Raw genomic sequence first — 20,003 nt, forward strand, 5'->3', positions numbered from 1 at the left:
GCATTGCTTTAAAACTCTTGCCCTTCATCCTCTGTGTCCATGCTATCTAGCCAAGGCTCATCAGGCAGTGTAGGAGCGCTTGGTGTTTGGTGTGTAGGCTCTAGCTCCTCTTGCAAAGGCACACCATATTGTGCCCACTCTAAAACCTCCTCTTTTCTTAGTGGGTAACTGCCCTCTGTGAGTGCTAGGGGTTCTGTTTGTGCTTCTGTCTCTGGTTTTTGCATGTGGCTATCCTTTGATGCTAAATATAACCTTGAGTATGGCATTTTTAGATGAAAGGCACAAGCTAGCCAGTGTCAGATCAAAATTAAGCTTAAAATTTAAAGCGTGTATCCTTACTAAAGTGCCTAAAATAGGGAAGTTTATCTGTTTTTCTCAAGAGATGCTTCTAGTTTTTAAGCTAATATTAAGATACTAAGAGAGGGGTTTAAAAGTGCGTGTAGTAGGGCTTTTACAAGCTTTTAGCACAAAAGTAAATGGATTGAAAAAAATATCTTTTTCTTGCACATGCGCACTATAGGGCATTTGCACGCCCTAAGAGTGAAAGGCAAACCTTAAACGCAGAGATTTTAAAATGTTTAAAATATTAAATAAAATTAAATGCTTGTTCACATAAACCAAGCTTTGCAACTATGCTAGTATGCGTGTTACAAGAACAAGCGCATCCTAACTAGCGTAACATCTTTACAATTTGGCGCTTGATATAAGAGCTTACACTCTCTGCCTCCTCATAGGCTAGTTTTCCTAGTTTTTCATATTCCTCTTTTGAAAAGTATAACTGCACGGTGTAGTTCTTTTTTAGTTCTTCAGTAGGGATTTTCTTGCGTCCAGGCTTTTTTCTCTCTGATTGCTCCTTGTTTTGAAAAGTGTCTTCTTGTGTGATGGGATGGTTTAAAGCTGCATCTATGCTATCCATGTGTGATTTTCCTTATTAAGATAGAGTGTTTAAAAGGCGGGTGTATTCCTCTATGAAGTGCTTGTAAGCATTTTTAGCCAAAGGACTAAGGCTAGCAAGTTCTGTAAAGCTCAAGCCCTGTTGCATGCTATTTTCTAAGATTTTAGAGTGCTTGAAGTAAAAGAAAGAGAGATGTTTATATTTTTCTTGAATCTTTTGGGCGCATTGTTGCCTTTCTGACAAGCTAGTCCAATTTGTGATGAGGACAAAGATGTTAGGATTGATGGGGTGCAACTCCTGCAGACTCTCTAAAGTGCGCAAGATAGAATTATAAAGCGGGGTGCAGGGCATAAGTAGCACATCACTGGCTTTAAGAATCTCCAACACACCCTTTTGCACAAACCCCCCAAAGTCATAGACACAATTAGCAATCAACTTAGGATAAGCACTGATCTTAGCTTTGCCCGGATAAAGCTGCTCAATAAGAGAATTGTCATTACTTTGTAAAAACAATCCCAAATCCTTAGCAATAGAGAAGCTAAAAGCGCTCTTGCCTACACCTCCTTTTTTGTTGATCACAGAGATGATCATGTGCTTTAGCTCCTTTGTATAGAATGGATACAACTAATACGAATGTATTATACAATATAAAAATGATTTAAAATCTTAAAAATATTTAAATGTTTAAAAAATTTAAGAATGTATGAGATATTTTAAAATATATTAAAATCTATTGAGAGTGTAGATTTCTAGCGTCCTCGTCCTTTGCGTTTTCTAGGCTCTAGCCAATCTGATTGGCTAGAAGAAGTGGCGTTTGGTACTTCTATGCGGTGTTTGTTTTGTTCTAAAAAACTTTCTATCCTCTTTTTTTCTATTATCTGTGCTTCTTTAGCCAGTTGGGTTAACTGCTCTGTATTCTCCGTGCGCATAGCCTGCATGTAGGTATCTTTTACTTCTTTAGTGATTACAAAGGGCATAAGATTGTGTTCTAGCACACTATAAAAGATCAAAGAACGCCCCGTGCGCCCATTCCCATCACTAAAGGGGTGGATGCGCTCAAATTTAATATGGGCATCCATGATAATAGCTAGCTTCTGATCATCGCTCTGTGCACGATCTAGTTGGTAAGCAAGATTATCACACCAGTCTTTGAGTGTTGTGGGGACTCTATAAGGTTTTTCTGTTTCAAAGTCTGCACCTAATACGACATTTTGAATGGTCTTAAACTTTCCGTGGTTGTCAATGAGATGTTGCATGAGAATAGCATGGATTTTTTTGATAAACTCATTGTCTATATGTGTTTTACTCTCTAAATTTGTGAGCAAAAAAGGCATAAGTTGCTGGTAGTTTTTAACCTCATAGTATTCTCTCTCATTCATTGCCCTAGGGATAAAACCCTCCACTAAAATACTTGCTGTTTCATTCTGTGTGAGAGAATTACCTTCAATGGCTGTGCTGTGGTGTGCCATTCTAATGGTAAGATCGAGTAAATATTCTGCGTTGGTAAGAAGTTGTTGGTAGTCCATTTATAGCCTTTTGTTGTGTCTGTTGTACATAAAATCCATTATAAAATATATTAATATTTTTCAATATTTTAAAATATTTAAAATATTTTATAACATTTAAGACTTTTAAACATTTAAACTTAAACTTAAACTTAAATAATATATTATTTATTGTAAAATATATTTTACAATGCTGATCACCTGTGCCTGCGTTTAGAGGGTGTGGGGGGTTCTGGATGCTGTGGTGTAGCAATGGACTGGGAATGTTTATTATGCAAATCTATTGCCATTGCATTAAGCTCTAAAACAATTATTTCTGTATCCATAATCTTGTTTAAAATGGAGTCGTTTTTTGCATTATTCTCGTATAGGCTGACTAATTCATCTGGGTTTTTGCTAAACTCCATCAAACGCCTAGCAAAATCAGGCGTGAAATGTTCAGCATAGTTTTTAGCTAGAAAATGCAAATCAAATAGGTCTCTAGCCTTAACCCTTGTGTTTTTTCCATCAAAGGTGGCGCGCAACTTGTTATCAATCAGACATTTGATAGATGCGATTCGCATCCCATCAATAAGATTAACTTCGCTCTCAGGTGGAGCATTCCTGTAAGAAACCTCCACTACCAGCTGTCTAGTTTCTTGAGCATCTTGAGTGTGGTAACTCACCACATAACGCCCTGCGGTGTCTGTGTCCTTTTTAGTGTAGATTTCATTTAGAATGATTCCATCAGGAATGGCAGACTTAAGCCTGCCTACCAGATTTATCTTTTTATGGCAATCAAAATCTAAGTCTTCAGAAAAGCGATTCAAGCCATAGCCCAAATATAGGGCTGTCCCGCCCTTCAAAATCATTGGCGTGTCAGCAAGCTTCCTTAAAATGCTCACCATCAACTTTTTATGATGGGTTTCCTCTGGTGTTAATTCTATTCCGCTATGGGGTTTCTTGCCATCCATGCCTTTAATATCTCTTTTTCTTTAGGATTTAGTTCAGGTTGCATGGCTTCTAATAGAGTATACACTCTTTGTTTGTCTTCAATGGTGGGAAACCACTCATCCAACATAATCTCCCCCAATATTCCTGATTGCAGGACAGAAGTATAAAGATAATCCACACACGCCCTAGGGTGATCAGCAATATAGATAGGTGCATTTTCAGGGTAGTAACCCATATCATTCAAGCGTTTAGTGCCATCAATTACACCTAAATCATCTAGTAGATGATTAGTGTTATATTTTTGGTTTTTGCCATAGATATAAATATCCATAGGGAAGGCATTCTCTCTGAGCGAACTTGAGCTGTGCCAATCACCTGTTAATTCAGGGCAATAGATATTCAAAGCCACAATACCACTTACATACACCTCTTTAGATGTGGGTGGAATATGCAACATACGATCTCCTTCATATTCACTTTTCCCCCATTATACCCTTTCTCTTTATTTCCCCCTCCACTCCTCAATAAAACTACTACACACCTGCATATTACTCTTGTAATCTTTAGGCAACTTCACATTGTATTTTTTAGACAAGCTTTCAGCAAAGGCAATTTGCTTTGTAGTAGCGGGTTTATTTGCAGGAGCACCATTGCCTAGATAACCCCCTTCTTGTTTAGCCTTTTCTCTGATCTCTTTGTGTTTAGGGATGAATTTGTCTAAGAAGGCCTTAGCCACTCTATCATCTTGAGCATAGCCAGCAAACTCACTGGGTAACTCCATATCCAAATCCCTTAAAATATCCTGCACATATTTAATCTGGCTTTCTTTAGGAGCTCTAGGTGGATAGGGCTCTCTTGGGGTTTTGTTTGGCATCTTAGGGCATTTCTTAGCAATCATTTGCATATACTCCACATAGCTACACTCCTCTCTAGCAATCTTGTCTAAAAGCTCTTCTATCAAGGCAGTAAATTGGGTATCTACAATCCAACTATAAGGGCTCTTTTCAAAAATACTAATAACCTTTTGCCCCTTATGGGTAGCATTCACAACGCGTTTTTTATCTGGTGTGATGTAGATGTATTCTCTACTGAGGAGCTTGGGCAAGTAACTTGCATAGGTGCTGGGTCTACCTATGCCATTTTTTTCTAAGACTTCTATGAAGCTTGCTTCTGCGTAGGCACTCTTAGCATGTTTATGGATTTTAGCCATCTCTAAAGCTATAAGACTAACTACGCTCTCTACTTTTAAGTCCAAATGCGCATTCTGCTCATTCTCTGCTTGCTCTGCACCTTTTGTTTGCTCTGTGCGTTTAAACATGGCTAAATACCCCGCCTCTTGCAAAGAGCGCACACTGCACTTAAAAAAGCCATCTTTGACTTTGAAAAGCAAGTCTTGCTTGGTATAGATAGCTACTTTGCCCTGACTCTCTAGTGTCCTTTGGAAAATCAAAGTGTAGAGGGCTTGCTCTTGGCTAGATGTGATGCCTGCTTGGGCTAAAACATTCTCTGTGTCTTCAAATTTGTGGCAATGGGTAATTCTAATGGCTTCATGTGCCTCTGCTTGGCTATTTTTTGCCTTGTAACTCCTGCGCTCATAAAAATTTGGATAAATAGACTTATAAAAGCTTTCTGCTTTCTCTAAAAACTCTTGGCTAAGTGTCTCTGCATCGGTTCTAATGTAGGTGATTAAGCCTGCTTCAAAGAGCTTTTGAGCGCACTCTTGGACTTGTTGGGTGCTCAAACCTAACTGGCTACTGCCTGCCTTTAAAAGGCTAGAGGTGATGAAGGGCTTGGAGGGTGGGCTTGAGGTTGTAGAATGCTGGACATCTAACACTAAAGCCACTTTGCACTCTTTAAGAGGTGCAAGCACTGCTAAGGCTTGCTCTTGGCTTTCAAACTTGATTTCCTTACCCTCACTATCACAATGCCTCAAGATGACCTCTTTATTGTGCGCATCATAGATTTTAGCCTGCATTTGGTAGCTCACCCTCTGGCTCTCTGGCAGGGCTTTAAAAGCCTCTATCTCTTTGTCTCTATCTACAATGAGTTTCAAACAAGGGGTTTGCACCCTGCCTGCACTATTGCCCTTTCTTTGTTGCAAACAATCCCCTAAATAGGGAGAGAGTGTGAAACCAATATAATAATCGCTCACACTCCTAGCTAAAAAGCTCTCATAATAATTGAAGTTTGTGTTTTTAAACAATAAGGCACTTTGTAAGCCCTTATTAATCCCACTCTCTGTAATCTCGTGAAACTGGGCTCTAAACACCTCTTTGGCCACATTTTTGATCTTCTCATAGAACATGTAGCCAATGGCATAACCCTCTCTATCTGGGTCTGTGGCAATACAAACTTTCTTGTTTTTGCATTGCTCAATCATCGCATAAATCTGTTGTTTCTTATCTGCTTTGTAGGCAAACTTAGGCGTAAAGTTTTCTCCCTCAATGCCCTCAAGCTCCATAAAATGCCCTATGGTGGCTAGGACTTTAGCTCCTGTGATGCTGGCAATCTTTTTGATTTTATTGGGGGATTCAATGATGATGATGTCTGGCTTTTGCATGGTTATCCTTTTCCTTGAAGGTCTCTAGGGTATTGGCTCATCTTCTGCCTTTTGATTTTTTCTTGTGTTCTTGTTGCTCTAAGCCTTCACACTGCCTGCTCTCATTAAGACAAACTAAAGCCTCCTTCCCTTCTTCAATACAGCGTTTGAAATCCTTAAGAAGTTCTTTCATCATGCCTCCGCCTACTTCAGGAGCATTGTAGGTTGCAAAAAGTTTAGGCTCTGCAATCTCAAACATCAACTTGGCTAATTTCTCTGTTTTAGCTTGGTTGAGGGAATTTTGTTCATAGCCTAGTAAGAGATTGTCTCGTTCCTGCTTGTAGTTTTCTTGGCGTTGTTTTGCCTGCTCTAAGATTTGTGTTATTCTATTTTGCTCTGCATCAGAAGGGGTAGTAACGGCATGCCAGCTCGCATTATCAGAGTATTTTGGTCTAAAGGTGCTAATGTAGGTTGGGTCTTCTTTAGTGCGCTCTATTTCTGTGAGGATAGCTTCATGATCAAGTCTCAAAGATTTTAAATAACAGATTCGTGGATAGGCATTTTTGAGTTTTTCTTCGTCATGGGATACCTCTGCAAATCTCACATGTTCTTTTAGGGCTTTTTCCTGTTGCTTTTGTTCTAAATTAAGCCGTGTGCACTCTTGCTCCAAGTGTTTTAACTCTTGTGGCAGGATTTCCTCTTGGCCTTCTTCTGCTCTTTTTATGCGAAATTCTATAGAACTACATTGACGCCAAAGCTCCCAATATGCCTGTTGGTGTTCTAATGCCTTTTGCATCCACGACTCATAAAGTGGCTCTTCTATTGCTAATTCAGCTCTCAAACGCGCCTCCTCCTCTATCAAAAAGGCATTCATAGCTTTGATTTCTTCTAAATAGACATCTCTTTGTGTGGCGGGTTCTTGTGTTAGATGCTCTTGGGAGTTTATATTAGTCTCTCCACTTGTTAGAGTGCTCTCTTTACTTTCTGGCTTCTCTTGGGTGTCGTGTGGTGTAATATTGTCTGTTGTTGTGTTTTCTGTTGTTGTATGTTCTTGTGTGGTGTTGTCTTGTATGGCATTGTATGTTGCTGTAATTTCTTGTGTATCCTGTTGCATTGTTTTTCTATCAAACTTCTCAGCCCTAGCTACAAACCCACTTTTATAATTCCTATCTGCACTGCATTTAGCAATTTCTTTTAAGAGCTCTTGATGATCCTCTTTGAGGGCTTGTAGATAGATTAATTTAGGGTATTCTCCTGTCTTTTCTAGCAATGTCTCTAAGCTTTTAATCTCTTGTTGTGCTGTTTTCAAGTGTTCTTGCTCTCTTTGAACTTCTTTTTCTAATCTCTCTAAGCTATGGTTACACTTGCGCAAGAAACTTTTAAACTCTATGTCTTTGAAACTCCCTGTATCTAGTAGACTTTGTTTGTCTTTGCTGTAGCTTAGATTATCTGGCTGGATATAGCAATGAGGATTATCAGGATGGCAGATATAAAACGCTAGCTTGTTTAAATAGCACATGACCTTAAAGCGCAAGCCTCTATAGCCCATCACATCTATCTCTGTGCCTTCATTCTCTAGGGCATTTTGCACCAGAGATTTAAAAAGGGTTTCTATACGCTCTAGATTCTGTTTGCTTGACTCATCAGATTTTAAGAGATGAAAGACTTGTTTCTGGCTTGCCTCCTCATAAAGCTCAATCTTTACAGACTCTTTTCTAGACTCTCTAAGTTCTAAAAGAGTGTTTAGAATATCTAGTTGTTCCTGTGTGTGCTGCAATATGCTTTTATGCCTTGATAAACTCTCTTGTTTGAAGTGCTGTTCTTTTAAAAAAGCCTTATAGAGATTTTCCTCTCTCTTTAGTGTTTGTCTAAGTTTTACCTCTTGCACAATCAAGGGATTACCTGTTGCTAAAGCCTTCATCTGCCCAGCATCTGCACTGCCCATACTGATGTCTTCTAACTCTCTAATGCCTAATTTATGGGCATTTCTAAATTGCTCTAAACTTTTGCTCTTGCTCTCTATGATTTGCCACATCCTACTATCATAGGTTTGCTCTGTGGCGTATCTAAAGAGTTTGATAGTAAAGTGTTCAGGCTCTCTTTCAAAGAGCACATTACCTTGTCTAATCAAGCGCCCTTCCATTTGTAAGAGCTCATCAGGCCTCCAAGGACAATCTAAAAAATGCCCTGCTACTAGGCGCTCTTGCACATTTGTGCCCACCCCCATCTTAGCAGGACTACCCAGCAACACCCGCACTTCTCCAGCATTAACTTTTTTAAAGAGTTCTTGTTTTTGTAGCTCACTCTTGGCATCATGGATAAAGGCAATTTCAGATTGGGGAATGCCAAGATTAACTAGCTTTCTTAACACATCGCTATACACATCAAAGCGCGCATTTCTAGCTACTTCTGTATCCAAATCTAGGGCTTTAGATTTTTGTTCCTCTAATGCACTCTCTAATTCCTGCTGGCTAGGAAGTGTGATTTGTCCCTGCTCATTATATTCTGTCAAACTCTCTAAAAGTTCTTGCACACTATCTTGAATATTCTCTTGAATATTCTCTTGGCTATTTTGCATATCTTTTTGCCCATTCTCTTGGGCACTGCCCTCTAATAACACCCTTTGGCTATGCACCTTAGGAGTGGAAAGACCAATAAAAACTAATTGCGTGCCCTTATCTTTGCTACTCTCTTTGTATTGCTCATAGATTTGTTCAGCCATAGCTGCACTCTTAGAGTATGCATCTTGCACCTTTGCATTTGGATCAATCAAACGATAATCTAGTGCGGCTTTTCTAGCATCTGTGGTACACGCTAAAACATTATCCTCTCCCTTTTCTGCTCTTTTGCCCTTGCACTTCTCCATGCGATCTACAATGCTGCCTTCATTAAATTTTCCATTCTCATCTTGCACCCCAATAAAGCGCGCCACATCCTCACTTCTTGGCACAACAATATTAATAGGCTTGCCCCCCTCTATGGGTGGTATAAAGTGGGGGTTAAGCTTTTGGATGTCTATATTGCTAATGACATCAGCAAAACTCCTATAGAGCGTGCTCAACTCTTGCACATTGTTAAATTTAGAAAAACGGCTCACCACCTTATAGTTCTGTGCGCTGCTATCTAGTTCTAAATCTGCTTGGATTTGCCCAAAGGTCTGTGCCCAGTCATCAAAGTTATCAACGCCTTTAGTTTTAAGTTCTTCTGGCTGTAAATACCTTTGTAAATGATAAAGCTCAGCAATGCTATTAGCAATGGGTGTGCCGGTCAAAAACATAATCTTAGCCCCCTTGCTGTGTAGGTATTGGGTCTTGACAAAGAGATCGGTGGCGCGTTTAGAGCCCTGTTTGTTGCCTAGTCCTGCCACGCCTTGCATATTAGTGCTAAAGCCCAAATTCTTAAACAAATGGGCTTCATCTACAATCAAATTGTCAATGCCCATCTGGCTAATATCTATTCTAGATTTATTTTGTGCTAACAACTTAGAATACCTAGCCCCTATGCGCTTGATAGCCTGTTCCTCAGCGCGCACACTCATCACGGCTGATTTATCCAATAAACCTTTCTGCACTAGATTTCTGAGTGCTTTATTATCACTACGCAACTCATCCTCCTCCTCAGCCCACATATCCATAATGACCTGCTCAGGATTGGCTAAGAACTCTAACTGGCTATGAGCAATGATCACGGCATCATAATTATTATTGGCAATTTGGTTATAGAGTTGCTCGCGGTTTTTAGGATTAAAATCCTCACCTTCTACCACTAAGAGATTAGCATTAGGATAGGCTCTATAAAATTCTTGTGCCCATTGTTTTGTGAGATGATTAGGCACAGCAATTAGACTTTTATTGATTAACCCCATACGCTTTTGTTCCATGCAGCTTGCAATAGCTACTAAGGTCTTGCCTGCGCCCACTTGGTGATCTAAGCAAACTACCCTTTCTTGGATGGCTCTAAAGATAGCATTCTTTTGGTGTGATCTAAGATCAATGTTTAAATTAAAACCCTCCAAGTGCACATGCGATCCCTCATAGTTCTTGAGCACATCGGTATTAAAGGTCTCATTATAGATTTGCTCTAAATGTGTGCGCCGCTCATAATCACTATAAATCCACTCCTTGAAAGCCTCTTGTACTTGCATGGCTTTTTCTTGAGCTAGGGTGGTTTGTTCCTCATCTATCACCATGACAGGCTTGCCATTTGCATCTGTTTTATCAGAATCAGGGTATTTAATCTCAAGAGGGCTATTGTTTAGCACGCACTCTAATAAATGCGCCCCACTCATTTTCATTCTATTAGCATTATTTTTATCTCTAATGCCTAAGAAGTCTAATTCTTCTGTGTTATTCACATGAAAGCCCCTAGAATTTTTAGCCGTACAAAGGCACTTTTCTACATACTCTTGATAAAAAACCCCCTCTTTACCTGATTGTTTGTAATTCTCTCTGACTTGCTCTAAAAGAAATTGTTCGTAATATTTAGGTGGAATCCAAGGCGTGCCTAGATGCAGGGCTATATCTATAGCCTTAATGTCTGCTGGAATAACTGCCTCTAGGGCTTTTAAATTTTCTACTAAGTCCTCTCTGCCTGCTTGTATAGCTTGCTGCACTTCTTGTAGTTTTTGTTTGACATTGCCACTTAAATAATCACTAGCCAAGACATAGCTAGGACTCTCTGTGTGGTTTTTAAAAATGAGTTTTTGCTCTAAGAGCTCTGAGAGGGTTGTTTCTATGTCTTGAGTTGTGAAATATTTAGCCATGAAGGCTAAATCTAACCCCCCTGTCTCACTCACGCTAGCTATTAAAGCTTCTTTAGCATTACTAATCACAAATTCTTTTTTAGGGCTTAGGGTGCGCTTGTTAAAAATATCGGCCTTTTTAGCACTAGGCTTTTTAACAGCCAAACCTTGTATTTGAGCCTGAGCTTTATTAATGCCCTTATCAAACTCTCTTTCTAAGCCCAAGACCTTAAAACCATGCAGGTCCTCCTTAATATCTTTGCGGTTTTTATTTTCATTCAAATAGCCAAAGACCTTAACAAAGCCCTCATAAAGACCATTAAGCTTGGTGCGTTTTGTCTCTAACTCTACATCTGTGCTTAAAGGGTTGAGCTCTGCTTTGAGCAAATCATTAAGCGCGTCTCTTAGAGGGATAAAGGCTTGGATACGCTTTTTTTGCATGTTTGTTTTAATTTTAGGCGCGTGCTCTAAAATAATATTTGTGGTGTTTGATTCATAATCTATTTCTTTTGATCTGAGTTTATAAATCTCTCCTTCAAACTCTATAAAATTACCTGCCTCTATACTTTGATAGCTTTGGGCATATTGGGTAAATTTATGGTGTGAACGATTCAAAATCAAGAGCTCTTGAGGGTATTCTGTTTTTCTATACTGGTAGATATCTTGGGGAAAAGTTTTTATGATAGAAGAGATAGCCTCTTTTAAATTTAAGGAAGATTTGGGGGTGTTAGTAAGCTGAGGGCGTTGTAAGACTTGTAACTCTAAATTGCCCAGCACATGTTCAGGGTGGTTTTTAAAATAGGCATTGATCCTAAAGCTTTGCAAATTTTTATGTTCTACTAAAAAGTTATCAATAGCTTGCATCTGTTCAGGTGTATAACCATAAGGCTGATCACTCATGCTAAGGCTAGGCTCAAACTTTAAGGCCTTAGCCACCACATCTATAATATTTTTTCTATCAGCAAAGGGTTTTGTTTCAAAGCCTGTTGCGTCATAAAAAGGCACACTCTCTAAAAATTCTTGGTGGAGCTTTATATCTTGTCCCTTTTTAAAAAACACTAAGTCTGTAGTAACTTCAGTGCCTGTGCCTTTAAACACATTATTAGGCAATCTAATTGCGCCTAAAAAGCTAGCTTGTTTGGCGATGTGCTCACGCATAGTGATATCTTTTGCATCTAAGAAGGAACTAGAAATGACAAAGGCTAGAATGCCATCTTCTTTTAAGTGCTTGAGAGCTTTACCTACAAAGTAGTTGTGCACACTAGCCCCGCTAGGTGTATCTTGATCAAAGATCACATGATCACCATAGGGAGGATTGCCAATAAAGGCATCAAAATCATGGGTAAAATCAAATTTTTCAAATCCCATGTGCTTGATGTTTTGGTTAGGATGGAGCTTGCATGCAATTCTTACACTCACATCATCTACTTCTGTGGCACTAAAGTGGTAATTAGCATGTAGTGGGGCATAGTTTAGAAAATTCCCAATCCCTATACTAGGCTCAAAGATTTCTTTGGTATGGCCATCCTTGTTAAACCCAAAATGCTCCAACCCCTCATAGATGGCATTTACAATCACTTTAGGGGTGTAATAGGCATCTAGCGTTGATGCGCGGGCTTGGTAGTATTGTGCGGGATTTAGAAGTGTTAAGAGCTCTAAAAACTCTTGGCTTTCTTGACTAGAATCAAAGAAGTTACTCATAGAGCCCCAACCACTATAAGCGCTTAAGATTTTTTGCTCTTCTAGGGTAGCCTCTCTTTGTTCTATTTCCAGTTGTTTTAAAAGCTTGATAGCTGCTATATTGGCTCTACAGCGCTTTTTAGGTGTAGTAGGGGTGTATTCCTCTTGAGTTCTAAAATCAGTCTTAGAATTGTCTATTTCTTGGGTATGAGTGGTATCCTCTGCTAGTTTGTCTAATAAAGGTTCAAGGCTATTTGTTTTAAAGATAGCCTCTTGATCTAGCCAATTAGCTCCTCTAGGCTCAGGTTGGAGTGTTTCATTAACTCTTTGTCCTTCTTTAAACACTCCTTGTAATTTCTCCCCTTGCTGGGGGGTTCTAGGATCAAATAATGATAGGGATGAATCTGTGCTTCTTGGAGTATCTCCATATCTGTTATCCCCATTGCGCGCTGAATCTGTGCCTGTGTTCGATCTAGAATCGCTAGCTCCATCCTTGTTTGCTCGATCATGATTGAAAATAGAATGTCCATGTGCAGATGATAGATCATGTTGGGAAACCACGCTCTCCAGCGATCCAGCAGCAAAAACTCGTAACCCTCCATCTTCTCGTGGTTGTATAGCCACATCAGTTGTTCCCAGCGTTCTATATTCACTTTCTGCATTTTCTCTTTTAATGTCCTTAGATGCAATGGATGGATGTGCATGCGTTCTAGTGGATAAATCCCCTTCTGGATTGCCTCCTGATACAGCAGAAGATCTGCGCGCTCTATCTCTTTCTTTCTTCTCTTCTCCTCTTGATGCTCCAAGACCCTCTCTAAGCCTATTTGGATACTCAATTTCAGTTGATCTTGGTAATGTCCTGCGCTCTCTCTCATTCCCTCCTCTCCTAGACTGAGAAAGTAACCCCTCTGTTGTGGACTCAACTCTTGGGCTAGTTTCTCCCACCACTGCTTGTGTTCCTTGTTCATTATTATGGCCTTCTGCACCCCTTGCATAAACTCCTCTGTACTCGCTTCTTTCATTGTCTTCTCCTAGTGGTGTAGATTCTACAGGCTCTGAGCTGATAACAGACTCATTAGGTGCTGGATTTGGGTGGTTTTGGGTTTTGGACTCTAAAGACTTTGCCAATTCTACCTGTTTATAAGTATGTTCTAAGTAATCTCTCATAACATGGCTATATATTCGGTTGCTGTAATATCCTAAAGGTGAGCTATAGTCTTGTGCTAAATTCTCTAAGGAAAGATAGAGTTCTTGTGCTAGAACTTCTATAGGGTTAGAATCTGCCTTGATAGCTGCTTGCAAATCAACATCAAAAGCAAAGGGCTGGGGCGTGAAAGGACGATACTTGCCATAAGCATCACGCTCATAAAGCATGCTAGCTATCCTCAAACCTCTTATTAGATGCTCATTTAGTTCATCAAGAGGCAAAGCCCCTCTAATAGCGCTATCAGGGATAAAAATTTGCTCTCTATTTTCATCAAAAATTTGAGCTAAAATATTCCCTACTCTGGCCATAGGTGTGTAAAACTCAGGGTGTGTGATAGGACTGATAGCCTCTTTTCCTACATAATCAACTTCATAGTAATGGCGCTTATACACCTCTAAGAGTTGCCCTCTTAAGCGCACATCTTCAAGATAGGATTTCCCTTGCTCTAAAGACACACAAATAGCCTCTAATTTTTCAGGGATTGTATAGACTGGCAGATAGTAAGGGTTGTTAAAATAGAACTCATTGAGGCTGTTTATCAGGACTTCTTTTTGTTTTCCCTTATCTGCTTTGAAAAAATCAGAACCATGCATTAAGGCAAAATCAGCTGACAAGTAATCCCCATACAAAGTTACTATCTTTTCCTTATCATAAGAAAAATGGCTTTCTGCTACTATCTCTTCTAAGAGCTCTTGCCATGGCCAAAAATCCTGCTGATCTGCGCTCTTTTGTAATAACATGTTCTCTTGCTCTGCGTTGCCTGTAGTTGCGTTATTCTCTAGTGCGCTGTTCTCTACTGCTATATTCTCTTGTGCTAGGCTTTTAGGTATGGCATTCTCTGTCTCTAATTCCTGTGCGCTACGCTCCTCTTGCTCTATGGTATTGAGCCCTTGATTAGGGAGTGGGGGCGTGGTATCTTCTGTGTTGGTTGCAGTGTTGTCTGGTGCTATGTTCTCTGTTGTGGCATTGTCTGGTGCATTGCTGTCATCTATTGTATTGTCTGGTGTAGTGTTTTCTTGTATGGTATTTTCTTGTCTGTTATTGTCTGATATTGTATTTTCTTGTATGGTGTTGTCTGCTGTGGTATTTTCTTGTATTGTATTTTCTGCTGTGGTGTTTTCTTGTATGGTTTGGATGGTTGCGGTGCGTTCTTGTTGTGTGGGAGGGGCAAATTGCGCCACTAACTGCTTTAATTGCTCTAAAATCGCTGTGTTTTGAGCCTTGAGCATCTCTAACTCTTTGGTGTGCTCCTTCACATCAGCCTCACGCTCTGCTTGTAATCTCTGCACTTCAGCCCTTAAGGTTTGCACTTCAGTTTGCAGGGCTTGCACTTCAGAAACACGCTCTGTGCTTGGTTGCTCTATTGCAGGGGCTCTAGCCTGCAGATACTCTTGTAGCTGTGTGTAGTGTTCCGGTTTTAACTCATTTTGTAAATCAGAAAGGCGCACCTGCGCGCTGTGCTCTTGTCTGTATAAACTCTGAGGATTAGGTTCTTTAAAGCGGCTGGTATCTAAGGTGGAAAATACTTCCACATTATAAAGGTCTGTGGTGTTGAAAATAGGCTCTGCTAGGACATTGCCCTCTTTATCTTTTCTCTGTAGATATGAAATACTAACCTTTTCTATACTCCCTTGTGGGTTTTGTTTGTTTCTAGTATTTGCCTTGATATAGGCAAGCTCTTTGGGGTCTGCACCTAATAGCCTTGCTCTATTTAAAGAAATCCACTGGTTTTTGCTATACCCACACTCTAACATCTTAGCATCTAGGGCTAAAGCGTGCAAGTCTGTATAGTAATTGCCCGTGCTAGGGTTATAGGCTTTCTCTAGGCTCTTAGCCTGATCTAGGCGGATATTTTTGTTTGTTAAATGTTTTTGTAATTCTTGAGCCTTGAAGTGTGTGAATGCGCTCTTGCGTTCTGTAAAGGACATGTCTTTCCACATCTTTAATCCCCTAAGTTTGGATTTGTAGTTTGAAGTTTCCAGCCAACCCGTCCTAATAATTCTTTATCCTTGAAATAGAAATTAGCCTTGAGCTTTAAGGGGGTCGCCTTTTTGCCCGTAACCACGATAATCACTTCATCATCCGGGATATTTAAAATATCTTGAGGGGTGAGCAATTCTTTGCCCTCTAAAGAATAAGAGCTTGTGCCTCCAAAAACAAGTTGTCCTCTCTCTGTAGAGGTGTTTTTGCTCAAGCGGGTAAATTGCCCCACTTCTTTAGAGATAATCTCAGCATCCTCGGCACTATTCATCTTAAAGACAATGTTATAATGCACCACCCCCTTTAACACCTTGAGCTCGTCATCGCTGTAATACTTCCTAATCATCGCATAGTCCTGTGTGATGAATAAGGGGACGACATTGTAGCTCCTACACAGAGCCGGCATCTCTAGCAAAAAGGGGAGCTTGCCAAAGCGCACAAATTCATCCAAGATAAAGTAAATACGCTCACTGGGCTTTTTGCTCTCCTCAAGCAATAAGTTTTTAGCGATGCTCTCTAAGAGCGTTCTAATAAGAGGAGCTAGAGTGGTGATATCTGTTTGGGCAATTTTGATGTAAAGCGTGATGTTTTTCTTTCTAAAATCTGCATATTCAAAGCTCATCTTAGAAGTGGCTTCTTTGACTTGTGGGCTTTTAAACACGCTCACAAAGCGATTAAAGGTAGATTTGATGCTCGCAAATTCCTCTTCAGCTGCATTTGCCCAGCCCCGCGCATCATTTCTAATAATCTCATCTAGCACCCCCTCTGCGCGGTGCTCAGGTTCAGGTTCATTAGGATCGTAGTTTCTAGGATCGTTTACATCTATGTATTTTTGATCGCTCACTTGCAGATAAAAGAGCTGGGCGGGATTGGCATTGGGATTTTGCACCAAATTACCATTCTGATCGTGCTGGTAAAGCATCTTGTAATACTTGCTTTGAGGATGGATTAAAGCCACAAAATCTTGATTAGGACCCATGGCAATGTCATAGAAGTTTGATTGGTTCTTAGTGCAAACATCATAGAGCGCATAGAAAGAGAACAATTCCCTAGCCTTAGCCACCCAGTGATCCTCTTGTTTGTCCTCTTGGATAAAGATATTATTAGCCACTTCTTGCACTAATCTAAGCTTAGCATCAAAGTTCATCGGTTCTATTAAGCGCTTGTCGAAGGGATTAAAAAAGCAAGTGTTGTCCTCTCCAAATGGATTAAAGATGAAAATCTCATTGCCTAAAGCCTGTTGTCTATAACCTGCACTCACAGAGCAAAGCTCGCCCTTGATGTCTGTAACAATGCAAGAGGTGGGCAAACTCAATAAGTTAGGGATGGCAATGGCGGCTGTCTTGCCCGCTCCGGGGGGTGCAACAATCATTGCCCCTAAGGGCTTGTCATAACACACACTTTTAGCAAAAGGAAAACCAAACTTGCCCAAGACAAAGCCCTTATTAAAGCACACACCTAAAGGATGGATAGTTTTAAAAAAGCCCTCTTTAGAGTAGATCTTAAAGCATTCAATGTCTTTCACCCCTGCCCATTTGGCATAGCCATGGGTCTTTTTGGAGGTCTTGGGCATGAGCAAATAGAGAGTGGCGATTAAGGGCGTGAGAGCCAAAAGTGCACTGATATAGACTTCAAATTTCAAATCTAACACACTTGCTCCTTGTTGCAAACCCAAGATAATGGAATGTGAAAAGACATAGGCATCGCTAAAACTATGCAAACCCTCAAAGGCATACCAATTAGCCAGTATGAAAAATACCGGTATGCCTAACACGCTTAATAACAAGCTCATCCAAGCAATGAATTGTTGTTTCATAGTTATCTGCTTGCCTGTGGTTTTAAAAGAGCAAGGGCTCTTTTTAGAGCACTGGCTTTTTCTTTCTCTTCAATGTCTGTATAGACTTGATATAAGAGTTCTAATAGCAACTTTCTTAGATGCCAAATGTTCTCATCTATCTTTTCTATTAAAATGAAAGCCTGCTCCCAAAAAGCAGGTTCTAGTAGCTGGTTCTTTTTCATAGCCATGTTGGCGTGGTGCATCATTTGATTCAAATTAGAAGCATTGGCATTCATCTGCACATACAAGTGCTGGTTAAGTTCAATAATTTTGAAAATACTTTCAAAGTAGGTTCTAATGGGTTTTGGAGGTGTGCGATAAGACCTAGGATTAGAATTTAAAATTAATCTTTCTATGAGAGCTGTTAGGCTTATATTTTGGTGCTTGAGCATCTGTTCTTGCAGAATGGTTTTGGCCTTTTCTCCTACATAGCACTGGATTCTAAGTCCGGTGATTCTTTTGCTCTTTTTCATCAAATATCCTTGAGATTGTCTAAATCGCTTGTCCACACCACTTCTTGGATGTATCTTGTGTTAGTGGTCCTATCGTAGTGAATCTGCACCACGACATCAATGGCACTTTTAAAAAAGTCCCGCACCACCTGCAACTCCATATCCACGCGATTCATCCGCAAATTAAGCGCGATAGCTTCTATGACTTGGTATACACTATTAGCATGCAAGGTAGAGACCATGCCCTTATGTCCGGTATTGCCAAATCTTAAAAATAACAAAGCATTACGCGTATCAATCTCGCCCACCATTAATCTATCCGGACTCATGCGCATTGCCATATTCAGGGCGTTTTCATAAGTGAAGTTTGCCCCCTCATTCTTGCCCACTAACAAAGACTTATGGTTTTCAAAAGCCCTCAAGTCTAATTCTTGGCTATCCTCTATGCTTAAAACTCTGGTTTCTCTAGGGATATAGCCTATCAGGGCATTTAAAAAGCTTGTCTTACCTGAGCCTGTGCCCCCACTAATGAGCATGTTATGCCCTTCTAAGGCGATGTGTTTCAAATCATCGTAGCTGAACTTGTCATCTCTGAGCGCAAACTCTTCTAACTCAAACTTTCTCTCACTGGGCACACGGATATTTAAAGAGGGCTGATCATCTGCAGCGATGCTAAAGTGGTTCACACTCACGCGATAACGCGTGAAAGGAATAGAGGTGTTAAGTGTGGGATAGGAGTGGTTAAAAAATAAATCTCTGTAGCTAGCTAGTTGTTCTGCAAATCTAATCAGAAAGTCCTTAGTGAAACTCTCATCCTTGATTTTTTCACGCATGCCATCTAGTCTATAAAGCCACAGCTCTTTTTCTGTATTGCAGATGAGCTCTGTAATGCCACTTTCTAAGTAGGGCAGAAAGCTCTCAATGCAGGCTTTCAGGTTTCTGTATTTAGCAAGCGGGCTTAAATCTAACATCTAAGTCCTTTTTTTCTGCAAGCTTTCTAGCTCATCGCACAATTCCTTAGCCTTGAGTAGTTGCTTGTGGTGTTCTCTTTCATAAGCTAAAGTGGTGCTCTGGATTTTGGCATTCAATTTTTCTATCTGTTGGCGCAATTTCTTTTCTCTTTGATCTATAAAGCTCAAGGCATCCATGCGCTTTAAAAGCGCTTGTGCATCTATGGCTTGGTTTGCTGTGCTAGGGTTGTTATCCATTTCGATCCTTTGAATGGGGTTCATCTCTTGCTTTTGCATTGCATCTTTTCCTAAAACAGATATGCATAATTCAAGCTGATATAACTGCTATTGCTAAGCTTTGTTTTAAAACTATCAAATAGCACCTCTGCTTTAAAACGACCGCTTTTTTCTTGAATAGTGCTCTCTACGCTGGAGGTGTAATGGATCGCTCCTCCAAAGCGATAGTTGATGCCAAACTGGTGGTGGTTTAAGTAGTAGTGCAAACCAATGGTAGGGTAGAAGCCTTGATTGAAAATATTTTTAGGGCTGGTAGGCGTGAGAACTCCTATGCGTGTGTGAAAAGCTTCAATGCTGGCAAAGTATTCATACATCCGCCACCCAGCCCCCACAGACAAGCCCAAAGTGTGGCGGTGTTTGCCGATGTGGTTGAAAAAATCATAGACATACTTCACATCTAAACCAAAGCTTAGAGGCGTGTAAGTGGTAATCAGGCTTGTTTTGGCATCTATCATAGGTGTATTCACAACACTAGGCGTGCCTCCATACAAGTGTGCACTCATCTTAATCCCGTGCTTTTGGGTGTTGCCAAAGTAGTGCTGATAACCCCCCACTACTCCCATGTTAAAATTCGCCCTCTGCGCTCTGCCCTGATAAAATACTAAAGTATCTGTTGCTCCATTCAACCTGCTCAAATCTTCTCTTAAATCTGTTCCACTGATAGTTATCTCAGTGCCCAAGAACCAACCATTTTTGACGAGTACCGCTCTTGCTTGGCGCTGTGCTTTAATCTTTTGTTTTTCTTGCTGGATCACTTGCTTTTGCAAGGTTTGTGCGTCTAATAAGGGTCTCTCTTGAAGGGTTGGTATCTGTTTTTTCTGCGTTTTTACTAGCGCTTGTTGTGTTTCTACTCTCTTTGGAGGTTCTGGGGCATTTTCTGTGGGTTTTGTAGCATTAGGCATGTGAGCTAAAAAGCCCTCTGTATCCTCTGTAGCGTACAACATCCCTAAGAATCCTAAAATGAACAATGATGGCTTGCACATAAAA

13 protein-coding genes are annotated in these 20,003 nt (G+C 40.2%); all 13 read right to left on the reverse strand.

The features are described from left to right. Positions 1-8: 8 nt before the first annotated feature. The 13 genes from G6Q06_RS06370 to G6Q06_RS06430 all read right to left on the reverse strand — a co-directional run bounded on the left by G6Q06_RS06370 (position 9) and on the right by G6Q06_RS06430 (position 19,999). Positions 9-224 carry a hypothetical protein gene (locus tag G6Q06_RS06370; protein WP_163566067.1) on the reverse strand — a complete coding sequence of 72 codons (216 nt, stop codon included), beginning with the start codon at positions 222-224 and terminating at the stop codon, positions 9-11. A gap of 446 nt (positions 225-670) precedes the next feature. Beyond that, positions 671-916, reverse strand: coding sequence for a ribbon-helix-helix domain-containing protein (locus tag G6Q06_RS06375; RefSeq protein ID WP_163566068.1), 246 nt, complete (start codon positions 914-916; stop codon positions 671-673). Between the two features lie 15 nt (positions 917-931). After that, a complete protein-coding gene (locus tag G6Q06_RS06380; RefSeq protein WP_163566069.1) occupies positions 932-1,486 on the reverse strand; it encodes a ParA family protein in 555 nt (184 codons plus the stop codon). A gap of 158 nt (positions 1,487-1,644) precedes the next feature. Then, positions 1,645-2,421, reverse strand: a complete 777-nt coding sequence (locus G6Q06_RS06385) for a Fic family protein (RefSeq protein ID WP_163566070.1) — start codon at positions 2,419-2,421, stop codon at positions 1,645-1,647. A gap of 176 nt (positions 2,422-2,597) precedes the next feature. Next, the gene (locus G6Q06_RS06390; RefSeq protein WP_163566071.1) at positions 2,598-3,353 is read right to left on the reverse strand and encodes a nucleotidyl transferase AbiEii/AbiGii toxin family protein; all 756 of its coding nucleotides are present in this window, start codon (positions 3,351-3,353) and stop codon (positions 2,598-2,600) included. After that, positions 3,323-3,790: a hypothetical protein gene (locus tag G6Q06_RS06395; RefSeq protein ID WP_163566072.1), complete on the reverse strand. Its 468-nt coding sequence runs from the start codon at positions 3,788-3,790 to the stop codon at positions 3,323-3,325. Before G6Q06_RS06395 ends, G6Q06_RS06390 begins: the two co-directional genes overlap by 31 nt. Positions 3,791-3,835: 45 nt before the next feature. After that, positions 3,836-5,893, reverse strand: coding sequence for a type IA DNA topoisomerase (locus G6Q06_RS06400; RefSeq protein WP_163566073.1), 2,058 nt, complete (start codon positions 5,891-5,893; stop codon positions 3,836-3,838). A gap of 37 nt (positions 5,894-5,930) precedes the next feature. Beyond that, positions 5,931-15,428: an SNF2-related protein gene (locus G6Q06_RS06405; protein WP_163566074.1), complete on the reverse strand. Its 9,498-nt coding sequence runs from the start codon at positions 15,426-15,428 to the stop codon at positions 5,931-5,933. A gap of 14 nt (positions 15,429-15,442) precedes the next feature. Continuing rightward, the gene (locus G6Q06_RS06410) at positions 15,443-17,296 is read right to left on the reverse strand and encodes a type IV secretory system conjugative DNA transfer family protein (protein WP_163566075.1); all 1,854 of its coding nucleotides are present in this window, start codon (positions 17,294-17,296) and stop codon (positions 15,443-15,445) included. Between the two features lie 2 nt (positions 17,297-17,298). Then, positions 17,299-17,790 (reverse strand): hypothetical protein, encoded by a 492-nt coding sequence (locus G6Q06_RS06415; protein WP_163566076.1) that lies wholly within the window; start codon positions 17,788-17,790, stop codon positions 17,299-17,301. Further along, positions 17,790-18,740, reverse strand: coding sequence for a CpaF/VirB11 family protein (locus G6Q06_RS06420; protein ID WP_163566077.1), 951 nt, complete (start codon positions 18,738-18,740; stop codon positions 17,790-17,792). The genes G6Q06_RS06415 and G6Q06_RS06420 overlap by 1 nt, the downstream gene beginning before the upstream one ends. Next, the gene (locus tag G6Q06_RS06425; protein WP_163566078.1) at positions 18,741-18,977 is read right to left on the reverse strand and encodes a hypothetical protein; all 237 of its coding nucleotides are present in this window, start codon (positions 18,975-18,977) and stop codon (positions 18,741-18,743) included. A 50-nt stretch (positions 18,978-19,027) separates the two neighbouring features. Further along, positions 19,028-19,999: a hypothetical protein gene (locus tag G6Q06_RS06430; RefSeq protein ID WP_240329305.1), complete on the reverse strand. Its 972-nt coding sequence runs from the start codon at positions 19,997-19,999 to the stop codon at positions 19,028-19,030. Positions 20,000-20,003: the final 4 nt, after the last annotated feature.

This window comes from Helicobacter suis, assembly GCF_902196135.1.
In the GTDB taxonomy this organism is placed as follows: Bacteria; Campylobacterota; Campylobacteria; order Campylobacterales; family Helicobacteraceae; genus Helicobacter; species Helicobacter suis_A.